Source organism: Poseidonocella sp. HB161398 (assembly GCF_005870025.1).
GTDB lineage: Bacteria > Pseudomonadota > Alphaproteobacteria > Rhodobacterales > Rhodobacteraceae > Mangrovicoccus.
The window spans coordinates 74081-100413 of the sequence record NZ_VATA01000006.1; the positions used below are offsets into that span (position 1 = coordinate 74081).

Below are 26333 nucleotides of genomic sequence, written 5' to 3' on the forward strand. Positions count from 1 at the left end.
AAAAGTCCGTTCGGCCACGGCGCTTCGGCGCAAAGCTGGGAAGATGGTCCTGACGGCGGCTGGAATTTCCGAATTCAGGGAGACGCCTTGATCAAATCCGGAAGCATTTCCTCCGCGACGACGCCCTGAAGACCATTTTCAGCAGCCTGCGAGCGCCCGGCCCGGCTCAGCTCTCGATGCCCCGGCTGGCCATCAGCACCCGGCAGGCCTCGGCCATCGCGGCGCGCGCGGCCTGCCGCTCGGGGCTGTCGGGGAAGCGGGCATCGAGCAGCAGCTCGAACTGCGCCCGCGCCTCCGGCGCCGACATGCCGCCGAGGCTCAGCGAGCAGCGCAGCCAGACCCCGTCGATCACCGAAATGACCGCCGCCGTCATCAGCTCGGCGGTCGCGGGATCCGAGAGCGCGCGCAGCGGTCCGACCAGGTTGCTGCGCGTGCGGGCGTAGATCACCGTCTGGATCCGCTGGTACTGCGGATTGTGCGGCACCGCGGCCGAGAGCGAAATCCAGCCATGGGCGATCGGCGGGCGGAAGGCCCGCGGCGAGAGATTGGCCTCGATCACCGCATAGATCCGCTCCCAGGGATTGCGCGCCACCCGCATCAGCGCCGCCACCTCGTCGCGCAGCCGGCTGTTGCCATGGCGCAGCGCGGCCTCCAGCAGATCCTCCTTGGTGCGGAAATAGTGCAGCACGCTGGCCTTCGACACGCCGGCCTCCTCGGCGACGCGCGCCAGCGTGGTCCCGGCCATGCCATGCCGCGCCAGGCTCGCATGCGCGGCCCGGGCCAGCTCCTTGCGGCGGATCTTCGAAAGTGCCCTGCGTCCCATGCCCGTCCCGTCCCTGAGGCCGGTAGCGGTAGAATAGATTGACTCGATGGTCAATCTATTCTATCCGTCGCGTTTATTGACCAACGGGTCAATTTACTGACCCTGCAACCAACGGAGTTTGCCGTGAACATCCTGAAGGCCGCGCTCGCCACGGGCGCCCTCGTGTCCATCGCGCCCCTGGCCCAGGCCGATTGCGGCCAGGTCCGCCTGGCGCAGCCCGGCTGGAGCGACCTCGCGCTGACCTCGGGCATCGCCCAGATCCTGCTCGACAGCCTCGGCTACGAGACCTCGGTCGACCTGCTGAGCATCCCGATCATCTACGAGTCGATGACCTCCGGGCGGATCGACGCCTTCCTCGGCTACTGGGATCCGGCGATGGAGAAGTACTACGCCCCCTACCGCGCCTCGGGCGAGGTGGAGACCGTGTCGCAGAACCTCGAGGGCGCGAAATACACCTGGGCAGTCCCCGCCTATGTCTACGAGGCGGGCGTCACGGATTTCGCCGATATCGCCGCCCATCCGCAGGAATTCGACCGCAAGCTCTACGGGCTCTCGCCGGGCTCGAATGACAGCATGATCTCGGCAAAGGAGACCGGCGGGTTCGGGCTCGAGGACTGGGACGTGGTGGAAAGCTCCGAGCAGGGCATGCTGGCCCAGGTCCAGCGCGCGGTGAAGCGGCAGGACTGGATCGTCTTCCTCGGCTGGGCGCCGCACCCGATGAACACCCGCTTCGACATGCGCTACCTCACTGGCGGCGACGCGTTCTACGGCCCGCATTTCGGCGGCGCGACCGTCCATACCCAGTTCCGCAAGGGCTATGGCGCGGAATGCCCCAATGTCGGCCGCCTGCTGGAGCAGCTCGCCTTCACCGTCGACATGGAGAATGTCGGCATGGGCTACATCCTCGATGACGGCATGACCGAGACCGAGGCCGCCACCCGCGTGCTGGAAGAGAACCCGGGCATGCTCGACGCCTGGCTCGACGGGGTCGAGACCCGCGACGGCGCCCCGGCGCTGGCGGCGGCGAAGGCGGAGCTCGGGCTGTGAGCACGGACCGCTTCGCCGAGGTGAACGGGCTGCGGATCTGCTACCGCGAGACCGGCCCCGCCGGGGCGCCCGCGCTCTTCCTGGTGGTCGGGCTCGGCATGCAGCTTGTCGAATGGCCCGCGGCGATGGTCGAGCGGCTCTCCCGCCGCTTCCGCGTGATCTGCATGGACAACCGCGACACCGGGCTCTCGGCGCGGACCGGGCAGAGCTATGACCGGCTGCCAGAGGGCTTCCGCTGGATCAGCCGCCACAGCGTCGCGGCGCCCTACCACATTCCCGACATGGCGCGCGACCTGCTCGGGCTGGCCGACCATCTGGGCATCGGCCGCTTCGCCGTGGCGGGCTTCTCGATGGGCGGCATGATCGCCCAGGCCACGGCGATCCTCGCGCCCGGACGGGTCACCGCGCTGGCCTCGCTCTCCAGCTGCGCGGGAGAGCCGGTCGTGGCCGGGACCGCCGAAAATGACGAGATGATCGAGCGCTTCTTCCTGCCCGCGCCCTCCCGCGCGGCGCTGCTCGAGGCCTATTGCGAGAGCAGCGCCTTCTATTCCGGCGGCAGCGCCCCGGCCGATGCGCCGCAGACGCGCGCCGGGGCCGAGGCGCTGATCGCGCGGATGGAGGCGGGCGGCGGCGATCAAGGCGGCTATCTGCGCCAGGCCTTCGCGATCACCGACACCCCGGCCTGGGAGGCGGAGCTGCGGCAGCTCGACGTCCCGGCGCTGGTGCTCCACGGCACCGAGGATCCCTGCCTGCCGGTCGCCTGCGGCCAGCGCGCGGCAGAGCTGGTCCCGGGGGCGGAGCTGCGGCTCCATGACGGGCTGGGCCACTGGATCTCGGAGGGCATCGCCGACGACCTCTGCAGCTGGCTCGAGACGCTCCCCGCCACGGCCCCCGTCCCGGCCTGACCCGGCGCCTGAACGCCCGCGCCATGACCCGCGGCAAATCGCGCGGCCGCTCCCGCGGCACGCAGGCACGGAGCGCCCCTCGGATCGTTCCGGCCGGACACGCCGCCGGCGCGCAGCCGCCGCCTCTTCTCCCGTCCCGCCTGACGGCGGCCCCGTCCCCTGGGGCCGTCCGGCGGCGCACCCGCGCGTTGCCGCATCCTTCGGCAGCCCGCGCGCCGCGCCATGCGCACGCGTGACCGTGATCGCGGCAAGCTTGCCGTTGCCCCCGGCTGCGGCCTAGGCTCGGATCCAGCCAGGACGAGGTGATTGATGCTGAGGCGAACGAGCAGACCCATGGGACAGACTTGCAGCAAGATGCCGGCGGCCCCGGACAGGCCGGATGGCGACTTCGCGCGCTTCTTCCGCTCCTGGGTGGCCAACCCGATGCGGGTCTCGGCCATCGCCCCCTCGGGCCGCCGCCTCGCCGCCATCATGACGCGCGAGATCGACCCTGCCGGCGGGCCGGTGATCGAGCTCGGCCCGGGCACCGGCGTCTTCACCCGCGCGCTGCTCGCCCGCGGCGTGCCCGAGCCGGATCTGACGCTGGTGGAATACGGCGCGGAATTCATCCCCGCCCTGCATGCCCGCTTTCCGGCGGCGAAGATCCTGCAGATGGATGCGGCGCGGCTGGACGAGCTCTCCGACTGGCCGGGGCGCCGCCCGGGCTATGTCGTCAGCGGGCTGCCGCTGCTGTCCATCCCCGCGGCGCTGCGCGCGCGCATCCTCGGCGGCGCCTTCAAGGTGCTGCGTCCGGAGGGGACGTTCTACCAGTTCACCTACGGGCCGCGCCCGCCGGTGTCGCGCGACATCCTCGAGGCGCTGGATCTGGCCGCGGTGCGCATCGGCGGCACGTTCGGCAACCTGCCGCCGGCCTCGGTCTACCGGTTCGAGCGCCGCGGCTGAGCCCGGCCGCCCGCCCCCGTGGCGGGCCGTTTCTCTGGAAGATACCTGACGGAAAAGGGACCGCGCCTGCGCGGTCTCAGTTCTTCGCGGCGGCGGGCTTCGCGGCCTCGGCCTCGGCGGCCTTGACGATCACCGGGCAGGGCGCGGGCGAATGCACGCCGTCCATCTCGGCATGCGAGTAGCAGGCGGAGCCAGTGAAATCCGACAAGAGGAAGCGCTTGGCGAAGCGGATGCGCCGCGCCAGGTTCGCCGTCTTCGGCGCCGGGCGCAGGAATTCCTTCATGAAGATGCTGGCCGCGGTGTCGACATCCTCGGTGCGGCGCAGCCGGTCGATCATGGCGGGGTACTGGGTCTTCAGCTCGTAGGCAAGATAGCCGTAATTCGCCTCGTAGGTCTGCTGGCCGCCGCGTGTCTGGGCGAAGCTGCGGAAGGCGCGCTTGCGCGGGCCGCACCATTGCGAGTAGCCGTAGCAGCCGCCGTTGATCTCCTGCAGCATGCGGAAGTTGCCCGATTCATGGGCAAGATTGCCGGCGATGGCCGCGGCGCTCTGCGGCGGCAGCGAGAAATCGGTCTCCAGATCCTGCATCAGGCGTTCCGGGACGCTGACCGGCAGCGCCTCCGATGCTGTCTTGGTCGATCCTGGAGGCGTGCTGCAGGCGGCGAGAAGGGCAAGGAGGGCGAGGCAGGACAGGCGGAACTTCAGCATGGGACTCCGGGGTTGCAGCTAGCTCCGGGCGGCAGGCCTCCGGCAGCCGCAGCGGCGTAGGGCGTGCGCCCCCGGGGGTCAAACAGGAAGCCCGGAAATCGGCGGGGCTCCGCTCATCCCCGGCCGGAAACGGGCAGGGCGGAGGCCGTGCGGGACCCGCGGCGCCATGGCGCAGGCGGCGCGGTCAGGGCGGGACGCGACCGCCATCGCGGGACGCCGCGCCCGCCTTTCGGCCGGCGCGAACGGCCGGGCCAGGCAGGTCAGGCACGGCACAGGGAGCCTCCGGACGGGCCGCGGTGCGCCGCGCGTTTTGCCGCCGGAAATCAGGGAGGTCGCGCCCCGCGGGGCGCCCGGCTGCCGCTGCGTCCGTCCTCTGCCTGCGGTCCGGCATCCGGCCGCAAGCCGCCGCGCCGCGGGCGCCCTGCCACGGCCCTCCGGCCAGCAGCCGCGGCGCCGGCAGGGAATGCCCCTGCCCCTGCGGCAGGCCCGCGGAAGCGCGGGCGCGACATTGCGGCGATGGACAGGACGGCTGCGCGCTGCCAACCGGGCGGCGCATCCTGCTGCGGCGCGGCACGGCTCAGCTTGCGCCGGGCTGATTCCCCTTTTGCGCGAGCAGGAGACGGTGCTCTCGCGGGGCGAAGCCGGTCCAGCGGCGGTAGGCGCGGGTGAAATGCGCGGGGTCGGCATAGCCCAGACGGTCCGCGATCTCGCCGACCGGACCGCCCGCCGCCAGCAGTGCCCCCGCCTCGCGGCAGAGCTCTGCGCCGAGAAGGCCGCCATAGCTCGACCCCGCCGCCGCCAGCCGCCGCTGCAGGCTGCGCCGCGACATCCCCATCCGCGCCGCCACCCGGTCGATGCCCGGCCGCCCCGATAGCAGCTCCAGCCGGATCGCCGCGCGGATCGTCGGCAGCGCATCGGCCGGCATCGGCTCGGCCGCCGCCGCCTCTGCCGTTTCCGGCCCGGCGGGGGCCAGCGTCGCCAGGCAGCGCGGGTCGAAGGCGATCCCGGGCACCGCCTCGCCGATCCGGACCGGCGCGCGGAAGATCCGCTCCAGCTCCGCGCGCGGCGCCGCCCCCGAGGGGCGCAGGTGCAGGCAGGCGGGCCGCCAGCCCGGGCCAAGGAAATGCCGCATCAGGTCGAGCTGGTAGCCGATCGCCAGGAGCTCGTTCTGGTAGCGCCCGGCCCCGCCCCGGGTGTGGAAGACCATCGACCATTTCACCCCGTCGCGCAGGCGGATCAGCACCAGGTCGGTATCGGTCTGCATCATCGCGTTCAGCAGCGCCCCGGCCCGGGCGATGGCGGCGCCCAGCGTCGGGGCGGCGAGGCTCTGGGCGCCATAGGGACCCAGCATGCCGATCCGCGCCGCCGCCCCCATCCGCGCCCCGAAGGCGCCGCGCCCAGTCTCCCGCGCCGCCGCCTCGAGCACCGCGTAATGGTCCGCCAGCGGCAGCACCAGATCGGGCCGGTCGAGGATCTCGGGCGGCAGCGCCGCGGCGCGCAGCACCGGGGCGATCCGCCCGCCGGCATGTTCCACGCAGGCCCGGATCGGCGCCAGCGCGCTTGCCCTCACATATCCGCCCATCTCCGCGCCTCCCCAGCGGAAGGGTGGCACGAAATGGCAAGCGCGCAAAGCCGCCGCTGCGCTAGGATCGGCCCGAGGAGGACCCGCCCATGACCGCCAGACGTCTCGCCCCGCTGCTGGCCGCTGCCCTGCTGGCCGCTGCGCCCGCCCGCGCCGCGCCGCTGCCCGCCGCCGTCTTCGACATCCAGTTCATCAATTTCAGCCAGGAGGCCGAGTTCGGCGCCGATACCAGCGCCGAGGAGGCGCGCGCGCAGATGCTCTCGGCCGAGTACCGCAGGCTGCTCGCGGAAAGCGGCCGCTACCGGCTGGTCGACACGGGCCCCGCCGGCGCGGCGGTCGCGCTCCATGGCAACCCGTTCAGCTGCAATGCCTGCGAGGCCGGGATCGCCGGAGACCTGGGCGCCGAGCGCTCCTTCACCGGTGCGGTGCAGAAGCTCTCGGTGCTGGTGCAGACCATCATCATCCGCGAGACCGATGCAGAGAGCGGCGAGGTGCTGGCGCTCTACCAGACCGACATCCGCGGCAATACCGACGAGGCCTGGCGGCGCGGGCTGCGCTGGCTGATGGCGCACCGGATGCTGCCCGGCACGGCCGGGCTCGACGGCGGCGGCGCGCCCTGAGCGCCGGCCCTCAGGCCGGGGCCGTCCGGGCCGCCAGATGCGCGGTCAGCTTCCGCCCCTCGGCCAGGTTGTGCTCTTCGGCCAGCTGGCCCGCGCGCTCGGCATCGCCTGCAAGGATCGCCTCGACCATCGGCACGTGCTGGGCGTAGATCTCCGCCCCGCCCGGCAGGAGCGCGTCGCTCGAGCGGATGTACATGCGGATCTGCTGCTCGATCAGCCGGTACTGCGACATCAGCCGCCCATGCCCGGCCGCCGCGATGATCGCCTTGTGGAGCGCGAAATCCGCCTCGGCGATCTCGTCCCCCGTCCCGCCGGCGCAGGCGGCCGACAGATCGGCCAGTGCGGCGCCGATGCTCTCGCGGATCGCGCCGCCGGGCCCGGCGGCGACAAGCTGCGCGGCCAGCCGCTCCAGCGCCGAGCGCAGCGTATAGAGCTCGCGCACGTCCTGCGGCCCCAGCGACAGCACCCGCCAGCCGGTATAGGGCACCAGCGTCACCAGCCCTTCCTGCGCCAGCTGGTGCAGCGCCGAGCGCAGCGTCGCCCGCGACAGGTTCATTTCTTCGGACAGGTTGATCTCGGTGATCCGCTCTCCCGGCTCGATCGCGCCCGTCACGATCGCCTCGCGCAGCGTCTCGATCGCCTGGACCTCGACCGGCTTGCGCTCGATTTTCGGCAATGACTTGCGGGCCATTCGGGAGCTCTCCTTGCAGATCCGCGCGACTATAGGCGGATTGCCGGGCGGATGCCATGGCGCGCGGCGGCAGGCGCGCGGCGGAAAATCTCCGCGACGGCAGTTGCGCAAACGCCCCGGGCGCGCCAGTCTCGCTACGGGGCGCGGCCGCGTCCCGGCAGGGCGGCCGCGCGGACCGGAGGAGGTCCGATGGACGAACGCGATGCCGATGCCGCCCGCCACGCGGGAGAGAGCTGCCTGCGGGCGGACGAGGATCTCGATTTCCTGCATCGCGACGAGATGCGCGGCGTCAGGCTGCAGCTCGATTTCCAGAAGGCCGAGACGCTGCTTGCGGCGCATGGCATCGCCCATGCCGTCGTCGTCTTCGGCGGCACGCGCATCCCGGCACCGGAGGCGGCCCGCGCCGCCCTCGCCCGCTGCGAGGCCGCGGCCCTGCGCGATCCCGCCGATCCGGGCGCCGCGCGCTGCGCCGCCATCGCCCGCCGCCTGGCGGAGAAGAGCCATTACTACGAGACCGCCCGCGCCTTCGGCCGGATCGCCGGCGCCGCGCAGATGCGCGACGGCGGGCGGCTGGCCGTCGTCACCGGCGGCGGGCCCGGCATCATGGAGGCCGCCAACCGCGGCGCGCTCGAAGCCGGGGCGAAGAGCGTCGGGCTGAATATCGCGCTGCCGAAGGAGCAGCGGCCGAACCCCTACCTGACGCCCGAGCTCTGCCTCGCCTTCCGCTATTTCGGCATGCGCAAGATGCATTTCCTGATGCGCGCCCGCGCGCTCGTCGTCTTTCCCGGCGGCTACGGCACGCTCGACGAGCTGTTCGAGACGCTGACCCTGATCCAGACCCGCAAGATCCGGCCAGTGCCGGTCATCCTCGTTGGCCGCGCCTTCTGGGACCGCGCCGTCGATATCGGCTTCCTCGCAGAGGAGGGCGTGATCGGCCCGGAGGATGGCGGGCTCTTCGCCCATGCCGAGACGGCGGCGGAGATCTGGGAGGCGATCCTCGGCTGGTACCGCCGCCGGGGCAATCCGCTGGAGGCAGCGGGCGACGAAAGGGGAGAGACATGAAGATCACCTTCCACGGGGCAGCAGGCGAGGTCACCGGCTCCTGCCATCTGGTCGAATGCGCGGGCAAGCGGATCCTGGTCGATTGCGGCATGTTCCAGGGCCGCCGCGACCTGCGCCAGGACAATGCCGCGCCCTTCGGCTTCGAGCCGCGCGCGCTCGACCTGGTGCTGCTGACCCATGCCCATCTCGACCATTGCGGGCGGCTGCCGCTGCTGGCCGCGCGCGGCTTCGACGGCGAGATCGTCTCCACCCCCGCGACCGCTGACCTGGCGCGGCTGGTGATGATGGACGCGGCGCATCTGCAGGAGGAGGACGCCAGGCGCGACCGGCTGCATGGCGATGCCGATGCCGAGCCGCTCTACGACACGCTCGACGCGCTCGACGCCGTCGACCTTTTCGGCCGCAAGCCCGGCTATGGCGAGCGGCTGGAGCTCTTCCCCGGCATCGCCGCCACCTACTTTCCCGCCGGGCACATCCTCGGCTCGGCTTCGATCCTGCTCGAGCTCGAAGAGGAGGGCCGCCGCCGCCGGGTGCTGTTCTCGGGCGATATCGGCCCGGAGGAGCGGCCGCTTCTCGACCCGGCCTCCCCGCCGGGAGAGGCCGATGTCGTGGTGATGGAGTCGACCTATGGCGACCGCGACCACCGCGCCTTCTCCGCCACGGTGGCCGAGTTCCACGCCGCGCTGCGCCGCGCGATCGAGCATGACGGCAATGTCATCATCCCGACCTTCGCGCTCGAGCGCGCGCAGGAGCTGCTCTGGGTGATCCGGCAGGGCATCGAGACGGACACGCTGCCCGCCGATCTGCCGGTCTATCTCGACAGTCCCATGGCGATCTCGGCGACGCGGATCTTCCGCCGCCACCCCGATGCGATGCGCGCGGATCTGGGCGAGGCGCTGCGCGCCGGGCGCGACCCGTTCCGGATGAAGGGGCTGCATTTCGTGCGCGAGGCGCGCGACTCGATGGAGCTCAACCGCGGCAAGGGCGGCAAGGTCATCATGGCGGGCTCGGGCATGTGCACCGGCGGGCGGGTGCGCCATCACCTGCGCCACAATCTCGGCAATCCGGAGAGCCACGTGATCTTCGTCGGCTTCGCCGCCGAAGGCACGCTGGCGCGGATCATCATCGACGGCGCGCGCGAGGTGAAGCTCTTCGGCCAGGCGGTGCCGGTGCGGGCGCGGATCCACACGATCAACGGCTTCTCCGCCCATGCCGGGGCGAGCGAGCTGGCGCGCTGGCACGCCCGCACCGGCACGCCGTCGCGGACCTTCCTGGTGCATGGCGAGCCGCATGCGCTCGAGGCGCTGGCCCGGCGCCTCTCCCCGGCGCGGACCGCGATCCCGAAGGCGCACGAGTCCTTCACGCTCTGACGCCCCCGGCACGTGACCGCCGGACCCTGCCGGCCGGTCCTCCGCGGCATCTCGCTCGCCATAGGGCAGCGCCTGCGGTCGGATGGCAGAGCCCATCCGCTGCGCCCGTCGCGCCCGCCATATCCCTGGGACCGCCGCCCCAGCGCGCGGCCTCCGGACCTGCCAGCGGCAAAGGCAGCAGCCAGCCCGGCAGACACCGGCAAGGGCGCCGCGGACCCGCGTTCCTCCGTCCGGGCAGGTTCCGAGCTCCGCCATCTAGACGTCGGCGAGCAAGTCGCTCTTGCCGCTCCGGCCGCTAGAATTGCGCCGTCTCCGACGCCCCGCACAGGTCGCGGCCGTCAGGCGGACAACCTGCGGGGCCGCAAGATCGTCACGAGCGCTCAGGCTCGCCGCCCCCAGTCCCATTGGACCGCCGCACCGAAACACGTGACGGCGGGCCCGGCTCGGGCCGCGCTACTTCCGCGAGTGCCCCGCCCCGAGGCCCGACCGGCAACGGCGTTCCTGGCGACCGGATCAACAGCTCCGGCTGCGGGCCGCGCCCGCCTGATCGAGGGGCCTGCGACCGGGCGACGTGCCGCGCCAGCCGACCGCCGAGAGTGCACCCGGCGACGGGAGCAAGCGCACTGTCTGCATGGCGTGCCGGTCCCTTCGCAGGCCCGCCAACGACTGGCCTGCCCCGCCGGTCAAGCACCGCACCGGCGACAGCACTTCCGGCGACGGGATCAAGCGCTCCGGCTATCGGTTGTGCCGGCTCCATCGCGGGCGGTCTGCCGACCGGTGTGCCGCACCGGGCCGATCACCCGTACTAAAGGCGACGGGATCAAGCTCTCCGGCTGTCCGTTGTGCCAGCTCCACCGTGGACGGGCTGGAGCACCGGGCCGACCATTCGACCGGCGACGGCATCAACCGCGCCGGCTGCGTCTCGTGTCTGACCCGACGTGAGTCGGCGACTGGCCGGCCTGCCGCTCCACCCCGCCGGAAAACGGGCAGCAGCGCAGCCAGGGACAGGGTCGAACGCAATCGCTGCCCATCCGATCACGGGACAGCGGCCTGCCGGGCAGCGTGCTGACTGCAAGGCGGCCGGGGAGCGGAGCTCAGGCCGGTTCGTAGAAGCTGCGCAGCAGCTCGATCGCGCCCGGCAGGCCGTCGCGGCGGGCGCGCGCCCAGAAGGCGTCGGAGCCCAGATCGCGGAACCCCTCGAACCCGGCGAGATCCTCGGCGTCGACATTGCGGAAGCCCATGCTCCAGTCGGCGAACATGCGCGCGGGCACGGTCGTCTCGGAGAGGACCAGGATCGAATGGTGGCGCCGGTCGGCGCGGACGCAGTCCCAGATCTCCTCGAGCCCCGCCCCCGGCCCCTCGAGGACCTGCAGGAAATGGCCGCGCGCATGCGCGGGGTCCTCGCGGTAGATCAGGAGCCCGGTCACCCCCGCGGCCGCATTGGCGCGGCGGCTGTGGCCGAGAAGCGCCGCCAGCGCCTCCGCCCCGAACGGGCGGCGCGCCTGGCTGACATAGATGAGCTGGTGGATCATGCCGTTTCCCTCCGGATGGGCGCGAAAGCGGGCGGGACCGTCCCGCCCGCCCGCTGCCGTCTGGCTCAGGCCACCTTGGCCAGGAGCTGGTCGATCGAGGCGCGCGCGTCGCCGTAGAACATCCGCGTGTTCTCCTTGTAGAAAAGCGGGTTCTCGATGCCCGAATAGCCGGTGCCCTGGCCGCGCTTCGAGACGAAGACCTGCTTGGCCTTCCAGACCTCGAGGACCGGCATGCCGGCGATCGGGCTGCCCGGATCCTCCTGCGCGGCCGGGTTGACGATGTCGTTCGAGCCGATGACGATCACCACGTCGGTCTCGGGGAAGTCCTCGTTGATCTCCTCCATCTCCAGCACGATGTCATAGGGCACCCGCGCCTCGGCGAGGAGCACGTTCATGTGCCCCGGCAGCCGCCCCGCGACCGGATGGATGGCAAAGCGGACTTCCTTGCCGGCGGCGCGCAGCTTCTGGGTCAGCGCGCTGACCGCCTGCTGCGCCTGCGCCACCGCCATGCCGTAGCCCGGCACGATCACCACCCGCTCCGCCTCCTCGAGCGCGGCGGCCACGCCGTCGGCATCGATGGCGATCTGCTCGCCCTCGATCGCGGCTGCGGCAGAGGCGGTGGTGCCGAAGCCGCCGAGGATCACCGACAGGAACTGCCGGTTCATCGCCCGGCACATGATGTAGCTGAGGATCGCGCCCGAGGCGCCGACCAGCGCGCCGGTGACGATCAGCAGGTCGTTGCCCAAGAGGAACCCGGTCGCAGCCGCCGCCCAGCCGGAATAGCTGTTGAGCATCGAGACCACGACCGGCATGTCCGCCCCGCCGATCGCCAGGACCAGATGCGCGCCGATGGCCAGCGCGAGCGCCGTCATCAGCCACAGCGCCCAGTGCACCTCCGCCCCGCCATGGCCGCTAAGAAACACCGCCATCAGCCCCAGCGAGGCCGCCGCCATGGCGGCGTTAAGCAGGTGCCGGCCCGGCAGGACCAGCGCCTTGCCGTCGAGCCGCCCGGCGAGCTTGCCCCAGGCGACCAGCGAGCCGGTGAAGGTCACCGCGCCGATGAAGACGCCGAGGAAGACCTCGACCTCGTGGATCGCGCGCTCCGCCCCGGCCAGCCCCGCGGGCGGCACCAGCGCCGAGTTGATGCCGATGAAGACCGCCGCCAGGCCGACGAAGCTGTGCAGCAGCGCCACGAGCTGCGGCATGCCGGTCATCTCCACCCGCCGCGCGACCACCGCGCCGATCCCCGCGCCGAGGACCAGCACCGCGCCGAGGACCGGGCCGAGCGGCACCTGCGGGCCCGCGACCGTCGCGCCCACCGCCAGCGCCATGCCGATGATGCCGAACCAGACCGCGGTCTTGGCGCTTTCGTGGTTCTTCAGCCCGCCGAGGCTGAGGATGAAGAGCACCGCCGCGGCGATATAGGCGGCCGTCTGAAGTTCCCCGTTCATGTCCCTTCCTCCTCAGGACCTGCGGAACATGGCGAGCATCCTGCGCGTCACCATGAAGCCGCCGACGATATTGATGGTGGCAATGCCGACCGCGATGAGCGCGAGGATCCGCGCCAGCGGCAGGTCGGCGCCGGTCTGCAGCAGCGCGCCGAGGATGATGATCCCCGAAATCGCGTTGGTGACCGCCATGAGCGGCGTGTGCAGGGCATGCGCCACGCCCCAGATCACCTGGAAGCCGATGAAGACCGCCAGCACGAAGACGATGAAATGCTGCATGAAGGCGGGCGGCGCATAGAGCCCGATCACCGCCATCAGCACCGCGCCGCAGCCCAGGAGCGCCCATTGCCGCCGCCCGGCCGCGCGCTGCGCCGCTGCCGCCGCCGCGACGATCTCCTCCGGGGTCTTCTCGGGGGCGCGCGGCCGCGAGGCGGCGATCGCCTGCACCTTCAGCGGCGGCGGCGGGAAGGTGGTCGCGCCGCGATGCGTCACCGTCGCGCCGCGGATCACGTCATCCTCCATGTCATGCACCGCCCGCCCGTCCCTGCCGGGCGTCAGGTCGGCCAGCAGATGGCGGATATTGGTGGAATAGAGCTCGGAGCTCTGCGCCGCCATCCGCGAGGGCAGGTCGGTATAGCCCAGGATGGTGACGCCGTTTCCGGTCTCGATCCGCTCGTTCGGCACGGTCAGCGCGCAGTTGCCGCCCCGCTCGGCGGCGAGGTCGACAACGACGGAGCCGGGCTTCATCGCCGCCACCATGTCCGCGGTCCAGAGTTCCGGCGCGGGCCGGCCGGGGATCAGCGCGGTGGCGATGACGATGTCGATATCGGGCGCCAGCTCGCGGAATTTCTTCAGCTGCGCCTCGCGGAATTCCGGGGAAGAGGGCGCCGCATAGCCGCCGGAGGACGCGCCGTCCGCCTGTTCCTCCTCGAAATCGAGATAGACGAATTCGGCGCCCATGCTCTCGATCTGCTCGGCGACTTCCGGGCGCACATCGAAGGCCAGCGTCACCGCCCCCAGCGAAGTCGCGGCCCCGATGGCGGCCAGCCCCGCGACGCCCGCGCCGACGATCAGCACCTTCGCGGGCGGCACCTTGCCCGCCGCGGTGACCTGCCCGGTGAAGAACCGGCCAAAGCAGTTCCCCGCCTCGATCACCGCGCGGTAGCCCGCGATATTCGCCATCGAGCTCAGCGCGTCCATCTTCTGCGCGCGGCTGATGCGGGGCACCATGTCCATCGCCACGGTGGTCACGCCCCTGGCCCGCATCCGCTCCAGCTGCCCGCCGTTCTGGGCGGGGTAGAAGAAGCTGACCACCGTCTGGCCCGCGCGCAGATGCGCCTCCTCCAGCTCGGTCAGCGGGCGGACCTTGGCGACGATCTCCGCCTCGCCCCAGAGGCTGGCGGCATCGGGCACGACGCGCACGCCCGCGGCGCGGTAGTCGTCATCGGCGAAGCGCGCCGGCAGGCCCGCGCCGCTTTCGACGATCACCTCGTAGCCCAGCTTGCGGATGTCTCCGGCGGATTTCGGGGTCAGGGCGACCCGGGCCTCGCCGGGCGAGACCTCTCTCGGCACTCCGAATATCATCGGGTGTCTCCTGTCTTTGTCTCAGGTTTCGGTCTGGACGGGTTGCAGGAAGCCGAAGTCGCAGCCCTCGTCGGCCTGCGTGACCTCCTCGGCATAGAGCCGGTCATAGCCGCGGCGCTCCGCGGCCGGCACATTCGTCGTCGCCCAGGCGGCGCGGCGGCAGCCAAGCTCGGCCTCGTCGACCAGCAGCTCGATCCGGCGGTTCTTCACCGAGATGCGGATCCGGTCGCCATTGCGCACCAGCGCCAGCGGGCCGCCGACCGAGGCCTCGGGCGAGACATGCAGCACGATCGTGCCGAAGGCGGTGCCGGACATGCGCGCATCCGAGATCCGCACCATGTCCTTGACCCCGGTCTCGGCGATCTTGCGCGGGATCGGCAGGTAGCCGGCCTCGGGCATGCCCGAGGCGCTTTTCGGCCCGGCATTCTGCAGCACCATGAAATCGTCGGCGGTGATGTCCAGATCGGGATCGTCCACCCGCGCCGCCAGATCCTCGAGCGAGGTGAAGACCACCGCCCTGCCCTCCTTTTCGAAAAGCTCCGGATCGGCGGCCGAGCGCTTCAGGATCGCGCCCCTGGGCGCGAGATTGCCGAAGAGCGCGACCAGCCCGCCCTCGGGCTCCAGCGGCTCCGCGGCCCTGGCGATCACCCGGTGGTCGACCCAGCCGGCATCCTGCTCCAGCCGGTCGCCCAGCGTGCCCCCGGCGACATCGAGCGTGTCGAGATGCAGAAGCGGCTTCAGTTCGCGCAGCACCGCGCCGACGCCGCCGGCAAAGAAGAAATCCTCCATGTAGTTCGTGCCGACGGGCTTGAGGTTCACCAGCACCGGCGTCGTGTCCGACAGCGCGTTGAGCTTCTCCAGCGAGACCGGGATGCCCAGCCGTCCGGCGACCGCGGTCAGGTGGATGATCGCATTCGTGGAACCGCCGAGCGCCAGCAGCACCCGCATCGCGTTCTCCACCGATTTCGCGGTGATGACCTGGCTCGGCCTGATCGGGGTCCGGACCATCCGCGCCGCGGCGCGCCCCGACTCCTCGCCCGCGCGCAGCCGGTCGGCATGGACCGCCGGGATCGCCGCGGTGCCGGGCAGCGACATGCCCAGCGTCTCGGCGATGCAGGCCATGGTGGAGGCCGTGCCCATCACCGCGCAGGTCCCCGCCGTCGTCGCCAGCCGCCCCTCGATGTCGTTGATCTGCTCCGTCGTCACTTCCCTGGCGCGGTATTTCGACCAGAAGCGGCGGCAGTCGGTGCAGGCACCCAGCCGCTCCGTCTGGTAGCGCGAGGTCATCATCGGCCCGGCCACCAGCTGCACCGCGGGCAGGTCGGCCGAGGCGGCGCCCATCAGCTGCGCGGGCACGGTCTTGTCGCAGCCGCCCATCAGCACGACGGCATCCATCGGCTGGGCGCGGACCATCTCCTCTGTGTCCATCGACATCAGGTTGCGGAATTTCAGCGAGGTCGGCGACAGGAAGACCTCGCCCAGCGAGATGGTGGGGAATTCGATCGGCAGCCCGCCCTCCATCAGCACGCCGCGCTTGACCGCCTCCACGAGCTCGGGGAAGTGGCGGTGGCAGTTGTTGAAGCCCGAGAAGCTGTTGGCGATGCCGACAATCGGCCGCTTCAGCATCTCGCGCGAATAGCCCATCGAGGCGGCGAAGGAATTGCGCAGGTAGACCGAGAAATCGCGGTCGCCGTAATTCGTCAGCCCGCGCGCCAGGCCCTGGTCGGTATCGCTCATGCCGGCGCCCCCAGACGCATCTTGACGTATTTCGCATCCAGGTAGTCATGGATGCCGAGGCTGCCGCCCTCGCGCCCCATGCCACTTTCCTTGATGCCGCCGAAGGGCGCCTCGGCGGTCGCCAGCAGCATCTCGTTGACGCCGACCATGCCGCATTCGAGATCCTCGGAGGCCCGCGTCGCGGTGCCGAGGTCGTTCGAGAAGACATAGCCCGCAAGCCCGAAGGGCAGCGCATTGGCCCGCGCCATCACCTCGTCATAGCTGCGGAAGGTGGTGATCGGCGCGATCGGGCCGAAGGGCTCCTCGGTCATCACCAGCGCGTCGTCGGGCACCCGGCCCAGCACGGTCGGCTCGATGAAGAAGCCCTTGTTCGACCCCGCGGGCACGCGTCCGCCGGCCAGCAGCTCGGCTCCGCGCGACAGCGCGTCCTCGGTCATCCGCTGGATGGTCTCCAGCCCGCGGCGGTTGGCCATTGGCCCGACCTGCACGCCCTCCTCCAGCCCGCGGCCGATCTTCAGCCCGCGGGCGATCTCGGCGAAGCGGTCCGAGAAGCGGTCATAGCTGTCCTCGTGGACATAGAAGCGCGTCGGCGAGATGCAGACCTGGCCGCAATTGCGGAACTTGGTCGGCGCGCAGACATCCGCCGCCGCCACCGGGTCGAAATCGGGGAAGACGATCACCGGGCCGTGGCCGCCGAGCTCCATCGACACCTTCTTCACCCCTTCCGCGGCCAGGCGCAGGATCTGCTTGCCGACCGGGACGGAGCCGGTGACCGAGACCTTGCGCACGATCGGCGAGGCGATCAGCTGCGCGGCGATCTCCGAGGAGGCGCCCGTCACCATGTTGACCACGCCCGGCGGGATGCCCGCGTCATGGCAGGCCTCGACCAACGCCGCGCAGGAGGCCGGGGTCTCGCCCGCCGGCTTGACGATGATCGAGCAGCCCGCCGCCAGCGCCGCGGCGATCTTGCGCGCGGGCAGCAGCGCCGGGAAGTTCCAGGCCGAGAAGGCCGCGACCACGCCGACCGGCTGGTAGATCACCGCCATGCGGCTCTCGGGCGTGCGGCTGCCGATGATCTGGCCGTAGATGCGCTTGGTCTCCTCGGACTGCCATTCGAACTGGTCGGCGGCGCCCATCGTCTCGCCCTTCGCCTCGGCCAGCGGCTTGCCGGTCTCGAGCGACATCAGCATGGCGATGCCGTCGGCGCGCTCGCGCAAGAGGTCGGCGACCCTGCGGATCTTCGCCGCCCGCTCCCAGGTGCCGGTGGCCTTCCAGATGCGGAACCCCTCGGCGGCGGCGGCGAGCGCGTCGGCGACATCCGCCTCGCTGGCCACTGCCACCAGCCCCAGCGCGTCCTCGGTCGCCGGATCGGTGACCGGCTTCGTCGCATGGTCCGAGGCGGGACGCCAGTTGCCGCGGATATAGAGATTGAGATCGTGATACATGTCGTCCTCGCTCGAAGTCCCTCAGATCGGCGCGGCGATGTATTTCGCCTGCACGTCTTCCACCCAGTTGCCCACGTTCCAGCTGCCATAGGCGCCCATCCCCGCCAGCGGGTCGCGCCCGGCATAGACCGGGATATGCAGAAGGCTCAGCCCGTCATGGGCGAAGCCCTCCTCCAGCGCGGCGGCCAGGCTTCCGCGCGTGGTGCCCGCCCAGATCGCCCGCACCCCCGAGACCGCCCCGGCCAGCGCCACGTAGTCGACCGCGACGCTGTCATTGGTGCGGAACTCGGCGCCGTACTGCGCGATCTGCAGGTCGGTGATCGCCGCCATCCGCCGGTTGTCGAACAGCGCGACCATGCCGCGGACCCGGTGCTCGACCGCGTCGATCAGGATCTGCGGGTTCATCATGAAGGAGCCGTCGCCGGTGAAGGCCACGCCATAGGGCGCCCCGCCGGTCCCCGCGAGGCCGAGCAGCGCCGAGGCCGCGAAGCCCATGTAGGAGGCGCCGGTCTCGGTCACGGTCTCGCCCGGCGCGTCGTCCTCGACGATCTGGAAGCCGTTGGCCTGCACGTCGCCGGCATCGAAGAACTTCACCGCGCCGCGGGCCTTCGCCGCGCTGGCGACCATGTGGATGGCGGCGGGCTGCGGCAGGACCGGCTGGCCCCAGACCGCGTCGCCGATCGGCTCCGCCGCCAGCCGCGCCGCCTTGAACCGGGTCCAGTCGCGCTTCTTCGCGGCGCAGTCCGCCCGCCATTGCGCCCGCCGCGCCGCGCCGGTCTCCGTCCCCAGCGCCCCGAGCAGCAGCTCCGTCACCGCGGTGATGTCGCCGGGCAGCGCGATCGTGTTCGCGTAGTGCTGCAGGTCGTCGAGATCGCCGTTGATGTTCAGCACCGCCTGCGCCTGCGGATAGCCGATGCCCGAGCAGTCCGCCTGGCAGACCCCGCGCGAGCCGACGAAGATCACCGCCTCGGCGCCCGCCATCGCGAAATTGCCGCTGATCGAGCCCTTGGAGCCGCCGACATGCATGTTGAGCGGATCGGCATCCGGCATCACCCCGGTCGAGCCGGGCGAGAGCACCACCGGGATCCCCGCCGCGGCGGCCAGCCGCCGGACCGCCTCGGCATGGCCGCGCGTACCGCCCCCGGCCTTCAGCACCAGCCGGTCGGTGCCGCGCAGAAGCGCCACCGCCGCCTCGAGCGCCGGGCCCGCGACGGGCTGCACCGCCGGCACGGACTGGCGGCCCGGCAGGGTGGAGATATTGACCGCCACCTCCTGCGGCTGGGTGTTGATCGGCGCGAGGATGTAGAACGGCCCGGCCTTGTAGGGATGGTGCACGCAGGCGGTGCCGCGGCGCATGCATTCGCGCAGCGCCCCGGGCGTGTGCAGCGTGTAGCTCTGCCCCATCAGCGCGCCGATCTTGCCGAAGACCCCCTGCTCGGGCTTCGGCACCTGCTGCATGTTGTAGCCTTCGCCGCGCGTGGTCTCGTCGCCGTAGATATGGTAGACGCCCACCCCGTTCGAGGCGGCGGCGAGCGAGCCCGCCATCGCCTGCAGCCCGCCCGGCCCGATCGAGGTCACCACCGCGGGGGTGCTGCCGGTGATCCAGGCATGGGCGGTGGCGGCATGGGCCATCTCCACCTCGTTGCGGCAGTTGACGACCTCGACCACGCCCTCCTCGCTGTAGATCCGCAGGATCTCGCCCAGATCGGTCGAGCCATGGCCGAAGATCGCGTAGTACTGCCGGACCCCTTGCTTGAGCAGCGCCACCACCAGCGCCTCGGACAGGCTCATGGTCGCGACCGGCCCGTCGAAGGCCTCCTCGAAGCGGCCCTGGGCCAGGCGCTCTGCCCGGGCGCGGACCTGCGGCGCGCCCTGGGCGGCGCCGGTGGTGCGGTTCTTGTCGAGCATTATGCGTTGACCTTCTGCTTGTAGGCGCGCAGGCGAAGCTCGCCGACCGTCTGCAGGACGATCACGAGGGCCGCGAGGCCGAGGAAAAGAAGCGCGACGGGCGAGTGCAGGAAGATGTCGCTGCTGCCGCCCGAGAGCATGAGCGCGGTGCGGAACTCGTTCTCGATGGTCGGGCCCAGCACCATTCCGAGGATGATCGGCGTGATCGGCACGCGCAGCGCCACCAGCAGGTAGGCCAGCACGCCGATCACCCCCATCGCGTAGATGTCGAAGACCGAGTTGCGCACCGACCAGGCGCCGATCAGGCACAGCACCAGAACGCCCGCCGCCAGAAGCTCCCGCGGGATCTTCAGCACGTGGACGAAAAGCCGGATCCCCGCGAGCTGCAGCCCGAGCACCCAGAAATAGGCCAGCACGATGGCGGCATACATGCCGTAGACCTCGGTGGCGTGGTTCATGAACAGCGCCGGGCCCGGCGAGATGCCGTGGATCATCAGCCCGGCCAGCACGATGGCGGTGGCCGGATCGCCCGGGATGCCCAGCGACAGCAGCGGGATCATCGTGCCGCCCGTCACCGCGTTATTGGCGGTCTCGGGCGCGATCACCCCGTCGAGATTGCCCTTGCCGAAGCTCGCCTTCTCGGGCGACATCCGCCGCGCATGGTCATAGGCCAGGAAGGAGGCGATCGCCCCGCCGGTGCCGGGGATCGCGCCGATCCCGGTGCCCAGCAGCGCGCAGCGCACCATCAGCCAGCCCTTCGACATCAGAAGCCGCAGCCCCGGCATTTCCGCGCGCACCCGCGTCGCCCTCGCATCCGCGGCGCCGCCGGTCCCGGAGGAGGCCTCGATGATGAAGGGCACCGCGAAGAGGCCGATCATCGCCACCAGCAGGCTGACCCCCTGCATCAGGCTGATCGAGCCGAAGGTCATCCGCGGCACGCCCTCGATCTGGTCCATGCCGACGGTCATGATCATCAGCCCGACGACGCCCGAGAGCAGCCCCTTGAGCATCGAGCCGCCGCAGAGCCCGCAGATGGTGGAGAGGCCGAAGACCACCAGCGCGAAGATCTCGGCCGGGCCGAAGCCGATCGCCAGCCGCGAGACCAGGTTCACCGAGACGATCATCACCAGCAGCGAGAAGAGCCCGCCGAAGACCGAGGCGACCACCGCCGCGCCGAGCGCGATCGAGGCCTCGCCGCGCTTGGCCATCGGATGGCCGTCGATCACCGTCGCCGCCGCCGAGGGCGTGCCGGGAATGCCCAGCAGGATCGCCGAGACCGAGCCGCCGGTCATGCCGCCGATATAGGTCCCCAGAAGCAGCCCGGTCGCCGGGATGCTGTCCATCGCGAAGGTGATCGGCAGCGCCAGCGCCAGCGCGACGGTGAAGGTCAGCCCGGGGATCGAGCCGAAGACCAGGCCGATGAAGGTGCCGAGCCCGACCGCGCCGACCGCCCAGGGGTCGAGCGCGAGCTGCGCGGCGTGAAGGAACATCTCCATGGCGCTACCCCAGGTTGATCCAGCTGCCGCGGGCCAGGTAGATGCCGAGGAGCTGGCCGAAGAGCAGCCAGCAGCCCAGCGTCATCCCCGCCGCCATGCCGATCAGCACGGCGGGCCTGCGGACCTTCAGGTTCAGCGCCAGCACCGCCAGCACCAGGAGCGGCGTCGCCAGCAGGAAGCCGATCCGCTCGAGCAGCGCGCCGTAGAGGCCGATCTCCGCCATCAGGAGCAGGGCCGGGCCCCAGAGGATGCGCTCCTCCTCCGCCTCCGCGGCCGCCGCCCCGTCGCGGGAGAGCGTGACGCCCAGAAACAGCGCCGAGAGCCCCATCAGCAGCCCGCCGAAGGCCAGCGGAAAGGCCCGCGGGCCGATATCGCCGCCGCCGAAGCCGGGCGAGAGCGTCGTCCAGGCCGCCCAGCTCCAGGCCGCGCCGAGCGCGAAGAGCACGGAGCCGAGCACCAGATCCTTGCGTGAGCCGGTCATTGCGCCATCCCCCGCGCTCATTTGCCCAGGCCGAGCTTGTCGAGCAGCCCGGCATAGAAGGCGTCGTCGCGGGCGATCACCGCGGCGAATTCCTCCGGTCCGGCATAGGCCGGCATGAAGCCGATATTCCCGGCCGCCTTGCGGAATTCCTCGCTCTGCGTGGCGGCCTCGGCGGCGGCGGCGAGCCGGGCGACGACCGGCGCGGGCGTGCCCTTCGGCGCGGCCAGCCCCCGCCACATGGTGATGTCGATATCGACGCCCTGCTCCTGTGCGGTGGGCACGTCGGGCAGCAGGTCGATGCGCTTCGCCCCGGTCACGGCCAGGACGTTCAAGTCCCCGCTGTCGAGATAGGACTTGAACTGGCCGGGCCACTGGATGGCGGCGTCGATGCGCCCGGCCAGCAGCTCGACCGGCGCCTTGCCGTCGCCATAGGCGATGAAGGTGACATTGTCGGCGATCCCCATCGCGTCGAAGAGCGCGGCCGAGACCAGATGGGTGAAGCTGCCCTTGCCCGAGATGCCGACCTTCAGGTGGTCGTCCGAGCCCGAGACGGCCCTGGCCATGTCCTGCAGCCCGGTCCAGCCCTTCTCGGCGCTGACCGCCAGCGCCGGGGTCTCCTCGGAGACGCGGGCGATCGGCACGAAATCCTCGTAGCTGTAGGGCACGCGGCCGATATGGGCGGTGGTGTTGACGGAATTGGAGTTCCAGACGATCGAATAGCCGTCCGGCGCCGTGGCCATCACATGGGAATAGCCCACCGCGCCGCCGCCGCCGGTGCGGCTGACCGGCACGACCGGCTCGCCGAGCTCGCCCGCCATCGTCTCGGACAGGACCTGCGCGATGGTGCTGGCGGTGCCGCCGAAGAGCACGGTCATCTCGACCGGCTTCTCGGGGAATTCCGCGCGCGCCTGCGGCACGCCCGCTGCCAGGACCGCCGCCGCTGCGAGGACCGCGATGCCCCCGCCCATAGCCGTTCTCATCTTCATGTCATCCTCCCATTTCTTCTTGTTGGCCGGCGGCCTGCAGCGGCTCTCCTCTTCCGCCGCAGGCCGCCCATGATGCGCCGGCCTGCCCTCCCTGGGGGCCCGCGCGTCCTCTCTGCCGGCTCCGTCCCGCGCCGCCTCTCAGGGCTGCTGCAGGCGGAGCGCCGCCAGGATCTTCTCGGGGGTTGCCGGCAGCGCGGTGATGCGCACGCCGATCGCGTCGTAGATCGCGTTGATGATGGCCGGCGCCGTCGGCACCAGCGCGGGCTCGCCGATCCCCTTGGCCCTCAGCGGGCTGGTCGGGTCCTCGTCCTCGACGATCACGCAGTTGATCTGCGGCACGTCGAGCGCGGTCGGCAGGATGTACTTGGCGAAGCCGTGGGTCTCGGCATGGCCCTCGACGGTGACGTAGTCCTCCATCAGCGCCTGGCCGAGCCCCTGCACGACGCCGCCCTCGATCTGGCCCTCGACGCCGCGCGGGTTGATCGCGCGGCCGACGTCATGCGCCGCCCAGATGCCCAGCACCTGCACCTCGCCGGTCCAGGTGTCGACCTCGACCTCCGCGACCTGGGTGCCGAAGACATAGGTCTGCCAGGGGCTGCCGCGGCCGTCCTCGGGGTCGAGCCCGGTGCCGTTCGCGGTGAAGCTCGCCGAGCCGACGGGCACGGTGCCCCGCGCCTTGCAGATCGCCACCGCATCGGCCATCGACATGCGCAGGTTCGACCCCTCCGCCCAGATCTCGCCGTCGAAGGCGCGCAGCGCGCCCGCGGCCACCTCCCAGTACTCGGCGATCTTCTCGAAGAGCACCTCGCGCGCCTCGCGCGAGGCCAGCGCCACGGCATTGCCGATCATGTAGGTCTGCCGCGTCGCTCCGGCATGGGCCGCCTCGGGCGAGCGCGCGGTGTCGTTGTCGCCGATGGTGACATCCTCGGGCCGGGTGCCGGTCTCCTCGGCGGCGACCTGGGCCAGAACCGTCAGGATGCCCTCGCCGATCTCGGTGACGCCGGTGACGATCTTCACCGTGCCGCCGTCGTCGATCTCCGCCCAGGCGCCGGCCCGGTCGATCGTCGCGGTGCGGGCGATGCCGTACCAGCTGGCGGCCATGCCGCGGCCGCGCTTGCGCCGGGTCTCGGCGCGGGTTTCGGTGATCGCGTTCATTCTGCCGCCTCCGTCGCTGCCGCCGTCGCCGGTCCGCCCGCCAGCCTTGCGCCGAGCGTGCAGGGCCTGCGCGTGTCCGGCCCGCCCAGATCGCCGCGCAGCGCGCCGCGCACCGAAGGCACGCCGGTCTCCCAGCGGCTCGCCGCCTCGGCCGCGTCCAGCACCTGATCGAGCGAGGCCCGGTCCAGCCGGTGCTGGGTATGGGTCAGCGAGCCCGCGCGGTACATGTTGATCCGCCGGATCTCGAACGGGTCGAGCCCCAGCCGCTCCGCCGCCATGTCCATCATGCTCTCGGTGGCGAATTGCGCCTGCATGCCGCCGAAGGTGCGGAAGGCGCCCGACGGGGTGTTGTTGGTGTAGACCGCGCGGGTGTCGACCTCCAGATTGTCGATCTCGTAGGGCCCGCAGCTGAGGATCGCCGCCTTGCGCATCACCCCCTCCGAGCTCATCCCGTAGGCGCCCCCGTCCGAGAGCATCTCGAATTTCACCGCGGTGATCCGCCCGTCCGAGGTCAGGCCCATCTTGTAGGCGACCCGGCTCGGATGGCGCTTGGCCGAGGCGACCAGGCTTTCCTCGCGGGTGAAGTTCAGCTGCACCGGCCGCATGGTCTTCATCGCGGCGATGGCCAGCATCCCCTGGTAGATCATGTCCTCCTTGCCGCCGAAGCCGCCGCCCACCGGCGACATCACCATGCGCACCTTGTTGATCGGCAGGCCGAGGATCTCGGCCAGCATGTGGCGGTGATGGGTGATGTTCTGGCTGGGGCTGTGGACCGTCACCACGTCGTCATGGTCGACGAAGGCGATCCCGGCCTCGGGCTCCAGATAGGCATGCTCCACCTGCTGGGTGGAAAAGCGCTCCTCCAGGATGACATCCGCCGCGGCGAAGCCCGCCGCGATGTCGCCCTTGCGCAGCGGGATGTGCTTGACCAGGTTGCCGGGCGCGTAGTCGTGGATCACCGGCGCGCCGGGCGTCAGCGCCTCCTCCGGATCGTAGAGGCCGGGCAGCAGCTCGTATTCCACCTTGATCGCGGCGCAGGCGCGGCGCGCGGTCACCAGATCCTCCGCCGCGACGGCCGCCACTGCCTCGCCGACATGGCGGACCTTGCCGCGTGCCATAACCGGCTGGTCATGGACGAAGACGCCGAACCCGTCCGTGCCGGGCACGTCATCGGCGGTGATCACGCACTCGACCCCCGGCATCGCCTCGGCCGCCGAGGTGTCGATCGAGACGATCCGCGCATGCGGATGCGGGCTGCGCAGAACCTGCATCTGCAGCATGCCGACAAGCTTCATGTCGGCGGCATAGCGCAGCCGCCCCGTCACCTTGGCCGGCGCGTCGATGCGGCGGACATTATGGCCGATATAGCTGCCCTCCGGCGCCTCGCCGGCCTCCAGCAGCGCCGGATCGGCCTGCCCGGCCAGCACATCCCGGGCGATCTCCACCGCCTCGAGGATCTTGGTGTAGCCGGTGCAGCGGCAGATATTGCCGCCCATCCGCTCCTTGATCTCGTCGAGCCCGGCGGCGGGGTTGTCGCGCAGGCAGGCGGTCGCGGCCATCACCATGCCGGGGATGCAGTAGCCGCACTGGCTGGCCCCGGTCTTGTGGAAGGCCTTCTGCACCGCGGTCAGCGAGCCGCGGCCCGCCAGCCCCTCGACGGTCTCGATCACCGCGCCCTCGGCGCGGCCCGCGGGCATCAGGCAGGATTTCACCAGCCGGCCATCGACGAAGACGCTGCAGGTGCCGCATTCGCCCGCGCCGCAGCCCTCCTTGGTGCCGGTCAGGTCGAGATCGTCGCGCAGCACGTCGAGGAGCCGCTTATGCGCGGCCACCCGGCGCGCCACCGGCCGTCCGTTGACGGTGAAGGCGAGGTCCAGCTCAGGCATTTGCCATGGTCTCCTTTGTCTGGTCATGCGACGGGGCGCGGTTCGGGCGCGCGTCCAGCGCCTCCTCCAGCGCGGCCCGCACGAAATTCGCCACCACTTCGCGGCGGTAGTCGCGGCGCGAGCGCGAGGCGACATGCTCGGCCGCGCCATCGGCGGCACGCAGGATGGTCTCGGTGTCGATGCGGTTGCCGCGCAGCAGCCGCTCGGCCTCGCGCAGCCGGATCGGGCCCGGCCCGACCCCGCCGAGCGCCAGGCGGACATCTTCGAAGATCCGCCCCTCGGCATCGGTGCGCACCAGCGCGGCGCAGCAGGCGACCGAGATCACCAGCGACCGGCGCTGCCCGACCTTCTGGAAGGCGCCGCCATAGCCGCAGCAGCTGTCCAGGCTGACGCGCGTGGCGATCTCCCCCGGCTCGATCACGGTGCGGCCCGGGCCCTGGATGAAGCTCTCCAGCTCCACCGTCCGGCGGCGGATGCCGCCCTGCTCCAGCCGCGCCAGCTCGATCGCGCCGTTCAGCGCCACCGCCGCGGGCGTGCCGTCGGCCACCGGCGAGGCATTCACCAGATTGCCCGCCAGCGTCGCCACCTCGCGGATCTGGTCGTCGGCGAACCAGATCGCGACATGCGGCATGCAGGGCAGGTTCTGCCGCAGCACCGGATCAGTCAGGAAATCCTGGTAGACGGTGCCCGCCCCCAGATGCACCCGGCCCTTGGCGATCTCGTAGCCGCCGAGCTCGGGCACGGCCGACAGGTCGATCAGCGCGGGCAGGTGGACATCCCCGGCGCGTCCGTCGCGCGCCGCGGGATAGAGGTCGGTCGCCCCGGAGACGAGCCGACTGCCCTCCGGCGCCGCGCCCCAGAGGGCGAGCGCGTCAGCCAGGCTCCGCGGGCGGTGATAGGCGTCGCAGGTCAGCATGCCCGTCTCCC

Annotated in this window: 22 protein-coding genes; 6 read left to right on the plus strand and 16 right to left on the minus strand. The window is 71.3% G+C overall.

Annotated elements, in window-relative coordinates:
• Positions 1-166 precede the first annotated feature (166 nt).
• Complete coding sequence (betI, locus tag FGX59_RS06985; RefSeq protein ID WP_138465812.1) at positions 167-823, minus strand: transcriptional regulator BetI; 657 nt, start codon at positions 821-823, stop codon at positions 167-169.
• A 123-nt stretch (positions 824-946) separates the two neighbouring features.
• Here betI and choX point away from each other — a divergent pair, with 123 nt between their 5' ends.
• The 3 genes from choX (at position 947) to FGX59_RS07000 (ending at position 3717) form a co-directional block, all read left to right on the plus strand.
• Positions 947-1870: a choline ABC transporter substrate-binding protein gene (gene choX, locus FGX59_RS06990; protein WP_171060543.1), complete on the plus strand. Its 924-nt coding sequence runs from the start codon at positions 947-949 to the stop codon at positions 1868-1870.
• Positions 1867-2775 carry an alpha/beta fold hydrolase gene (locus FGX59_RS06995; RefSeq protein WP_138465813.1) on the plus strand — a complete coding sequence of 303 codons (909 nt, stop codon included), beginning with the start codon at positions 1867-1869 and terminating at the stop codon, positions 2773-2775. The genes choX and FGX59_RS06995 overlap by 4 nt, the downstream gene beginning before the upstream one ends.
• A gap of 333 nt (positions 2776-3108) precedes the next feature.
• The gene (locus FGX59_RS07000; RefSeq protein ID WP_138465814.1) at positions 3109-3717 is read left to right on the plus strand and encodes a class I SAM-dependent methyltransferase; all 609 of its coding nucleotides are present in this window, start codon (positions 3109-3111) and stop codon (positions 3715-3717) included.
• Positions 3718-3793: 76 nt separating this feature from the next.
• On the opposite strand, the gene FGX59_RS07005 is transcribed toward FGX59_RS07000, so the two are convergent.
• Positions 3794-4423, minus strand: a complete 630-nt coding sequence (locus tag FGX59_RS07005; protein WP_138465815.1) for a phage tail tip lysozyme — start codon at positions 4421-4423, stop codon at positions 3794-3796.
• A 577-nt stretch (positions 4424-5000) separates the two neighbouring features.
• Positions 5001-6005, minus strand: coding sequence for an AraC family transcriptional regulator (locus FGX59_RS07010; protein ID WP_138465816.1), 1005 nt, complete (start codon positions 6003-6005; stop codon positions 5001-5003).
• Between the two features lie 89 nt (positions 6006-6094).
• Between FGX59_RS07010 and FGX59_RS07015 the strand changes: the two genes are divergently transcribed.
• Positions 6095-6625, plus strand: coding sequence for a DUF3280 domain-containing protein (locus tag FGX59_RS07015; protein ID WP_138465817.1), 531 nt, complete (start codon positions 6095-6097; stop codon positions 6623-6625).
• 10 nt (positions 6626-6635) lie between these two features.
• Here the strand turns inward: FGX59_RS07015 and FGX59_RS07020 are convergent, their stop codons facing one another.
• The gene (locus FGX59_RS07020) at positions 6636-7316 is read right to left on the minus strand and encodes a GntR family transcriptional regulator (RefSeq protein WP_138465818.1); all 681 of its coding nucleotides are present in this window, start codon (positions 7314-7316) and stop codon (positions 6636-6638) included.
• Positions 7317-7505: 189 nt separating this feature from the next.
• Between FGX59_RS07020 and FGX59_RS07025 the strand changes: the two genes are divergently transcribed.
• Entirely contained in the window at positions 7506-8378 is an 873-nt protein-coding gene (locus FGX59_RS07025; protein WP_206078301.1) for a TIGR00730 family Rossman fold protein, read from the plus strand.
• Complete coding sequence (locus FGX59_RS07030; protein ID WP_138465820.1) at positions 8375-9748, plus strand: MBL fold metallo-hydrolase; 1374 nt, start codon at positions 8375-8377, stop codon at positions 9746-9748. Before FGX59_RS07025 ends, FGX59_RS07030 begins: the two co-directional genes overlap by 4 nt.
• A 1094-nt stretch (positions 9749-10842) precedes the next feature.
• Here FGX59_RS07030 and FGX59_RS07035 read toward each other — a convergent pair.
• From FGX59_RS07035 to FGX59_RS07085, 12 genes are all read right to left on the minus strand, one after another.
• Positions 10843-11280, minus strand: a complete 438-nt coding sequence (locus FGX59_RS07035) for a BLUF domain-containing protein (RefSeq protein ID WP_138465821.1) — start codon at positions 11278-11280, stop codon at positions 10843-10845.
• A gap of 65 nt (positions 11281-11345) precedes the next feature.
• Positions 11346-12731: an NAD(P)(+) transhydrogenase (Re/Si-specific) subunit beta gene (locus FGX59_RS07040; RefSeq protein ID WP_138465822.1), complete on the minus strand. Its 1386-nt coding sequence runs from the start codon at positions 12729-12731 to the stop codon at positions 11346-11348.
• A 12-nt stretch (positions 12732-12743) separates the two neighbouring features.
• On the minus strand, positions 12744-14312 hold the full coding sequence (locus FGX59_RS07045; protein WP_138465823.1) for a Re/Si-specific NAD(P)(+) transhydrogenase subunit alpha: 1569 nt from the start codon (positions 14310-14312) through the stop codon (positions 12744-12746).
• 21 nt (positions 14313-14333) lie between these two features.
• Positions 14334-16049 carry an IlvD/Edd family dehydratase gene (locus tag FGX59_RS07050; protein WP_138465824.1) on the minus strand — a complete coding sequence of 572 codons (1716 nt, stop codon included), beginning with the start codon at positions 16047-16049 and terminating at the stop codon, positions 14334-14336.
• Positions 16046-17494 (minus strand): NAD-dependent succinate-semialdehyde dehydrogenase, encoded by a 1449-nt coding sequence (locus tag FGX59_RS07055; RefSeq protein WP_138465825.1) that lies wholly within the window; start codon positions 17492-17494, stop codon positions 16046-16048. Before FGX59_RS07055 ends, FGX59_RS07050 begins: the two co-directional genes overlap by 4 nt.
• 21 nt (positions 17495-17515) lie before the next feature.
• A complete protein-coding gene (locus tag FGX59_RS07060) occupies positions 17516-19402 on the minus strand; it encodes a thiamine pyrophosphate-dependent enzyme (protein ID WP_138465826.1) in 1887 nt (628 codons plus the stop codon).
• Positions 19402-20898 (minus strand): tripartite tricarboxylate transporter permease, encoded by a 1497-nt coding sequence (locus FGX59_RS07065; RefSeq protein WP_138465827.1) that lies wholly within the window; start codon positions 20896-20898, stop codon positions 19402-19404. The genes FGX59_RS07060 and FGX59_RS07065 overlap by 1 nt, the downstream gene beginning before the upstream one ends.
• 4 nt (positions 20899-20902) lie before the next feature.
• Positions 20903-21379 carry a tripartite tricarboxylate transporter TctB family protein gene (locus FGX59_RS07070; RefSeq protein WP_171060544.1) on the minus strand — a complete coding sequence of 159 codons (477 nt, stop codon included), beginning with the start codon at positions 21377-21379 and terminating at the stop codon, positions 20903-20905.
• Between the two features lie 17 nt (positions 21380-21396).
• Positions 21397-22365 (minus strand): tripartite tricarboxylate transporter substrate binding protein, encoded by a 969-nt coding sequence (locus FGX59_RS07075; RefSeq protein WP_206078302.1) that lies wholly within the window; start codon positions 22363-22365, stop codon positions 21397-21399.
• Between the two features lie 138 nt (positions 22366-22503).
• Positions 22504-23520, minus strand: coding sequence for a xanthine dehydrogenase family protein molybdopterin-binding subunit (locus tag FGX59_RS39275; RefSeq protein WP_171060545.1), 1017 nt, complete (start codon positions 23518-23520; stop codon positions 22504-22506).
• Positions 23517-25406, minus strand: coding sequence for a molybdopterin cofactor-binding domain-containing protein (locus tag FGX59_RS07080; RefSeq protein WP_171060546.1), 1890 nt, complete (start codon positions 25404-25406; stop codon positions 23517-23519). The genes FGX59_RS39275 and FGX59_RS07080 overlap by 4 nt, the downstream gene beginning before the upstream one ends.
• On the minus strand, positions 25399-26322 hold the full coding sequence (locus tag FGX59_RS07085; RefSeq protein WP_138465829.1) for a xanthine dehydrogenase family protein subunit M: 924 nt from the start codon (positions 26320-26322) through the stop codon (positions 25399-25401). The genes FGX59_RS07080 and FGX59_RS07085 overlap by 8 nt, the downstream gene beginning before the upstream one ends.
• Between the last annotated feature and the right edge of the window lie 11 nt (positions 26323-26333).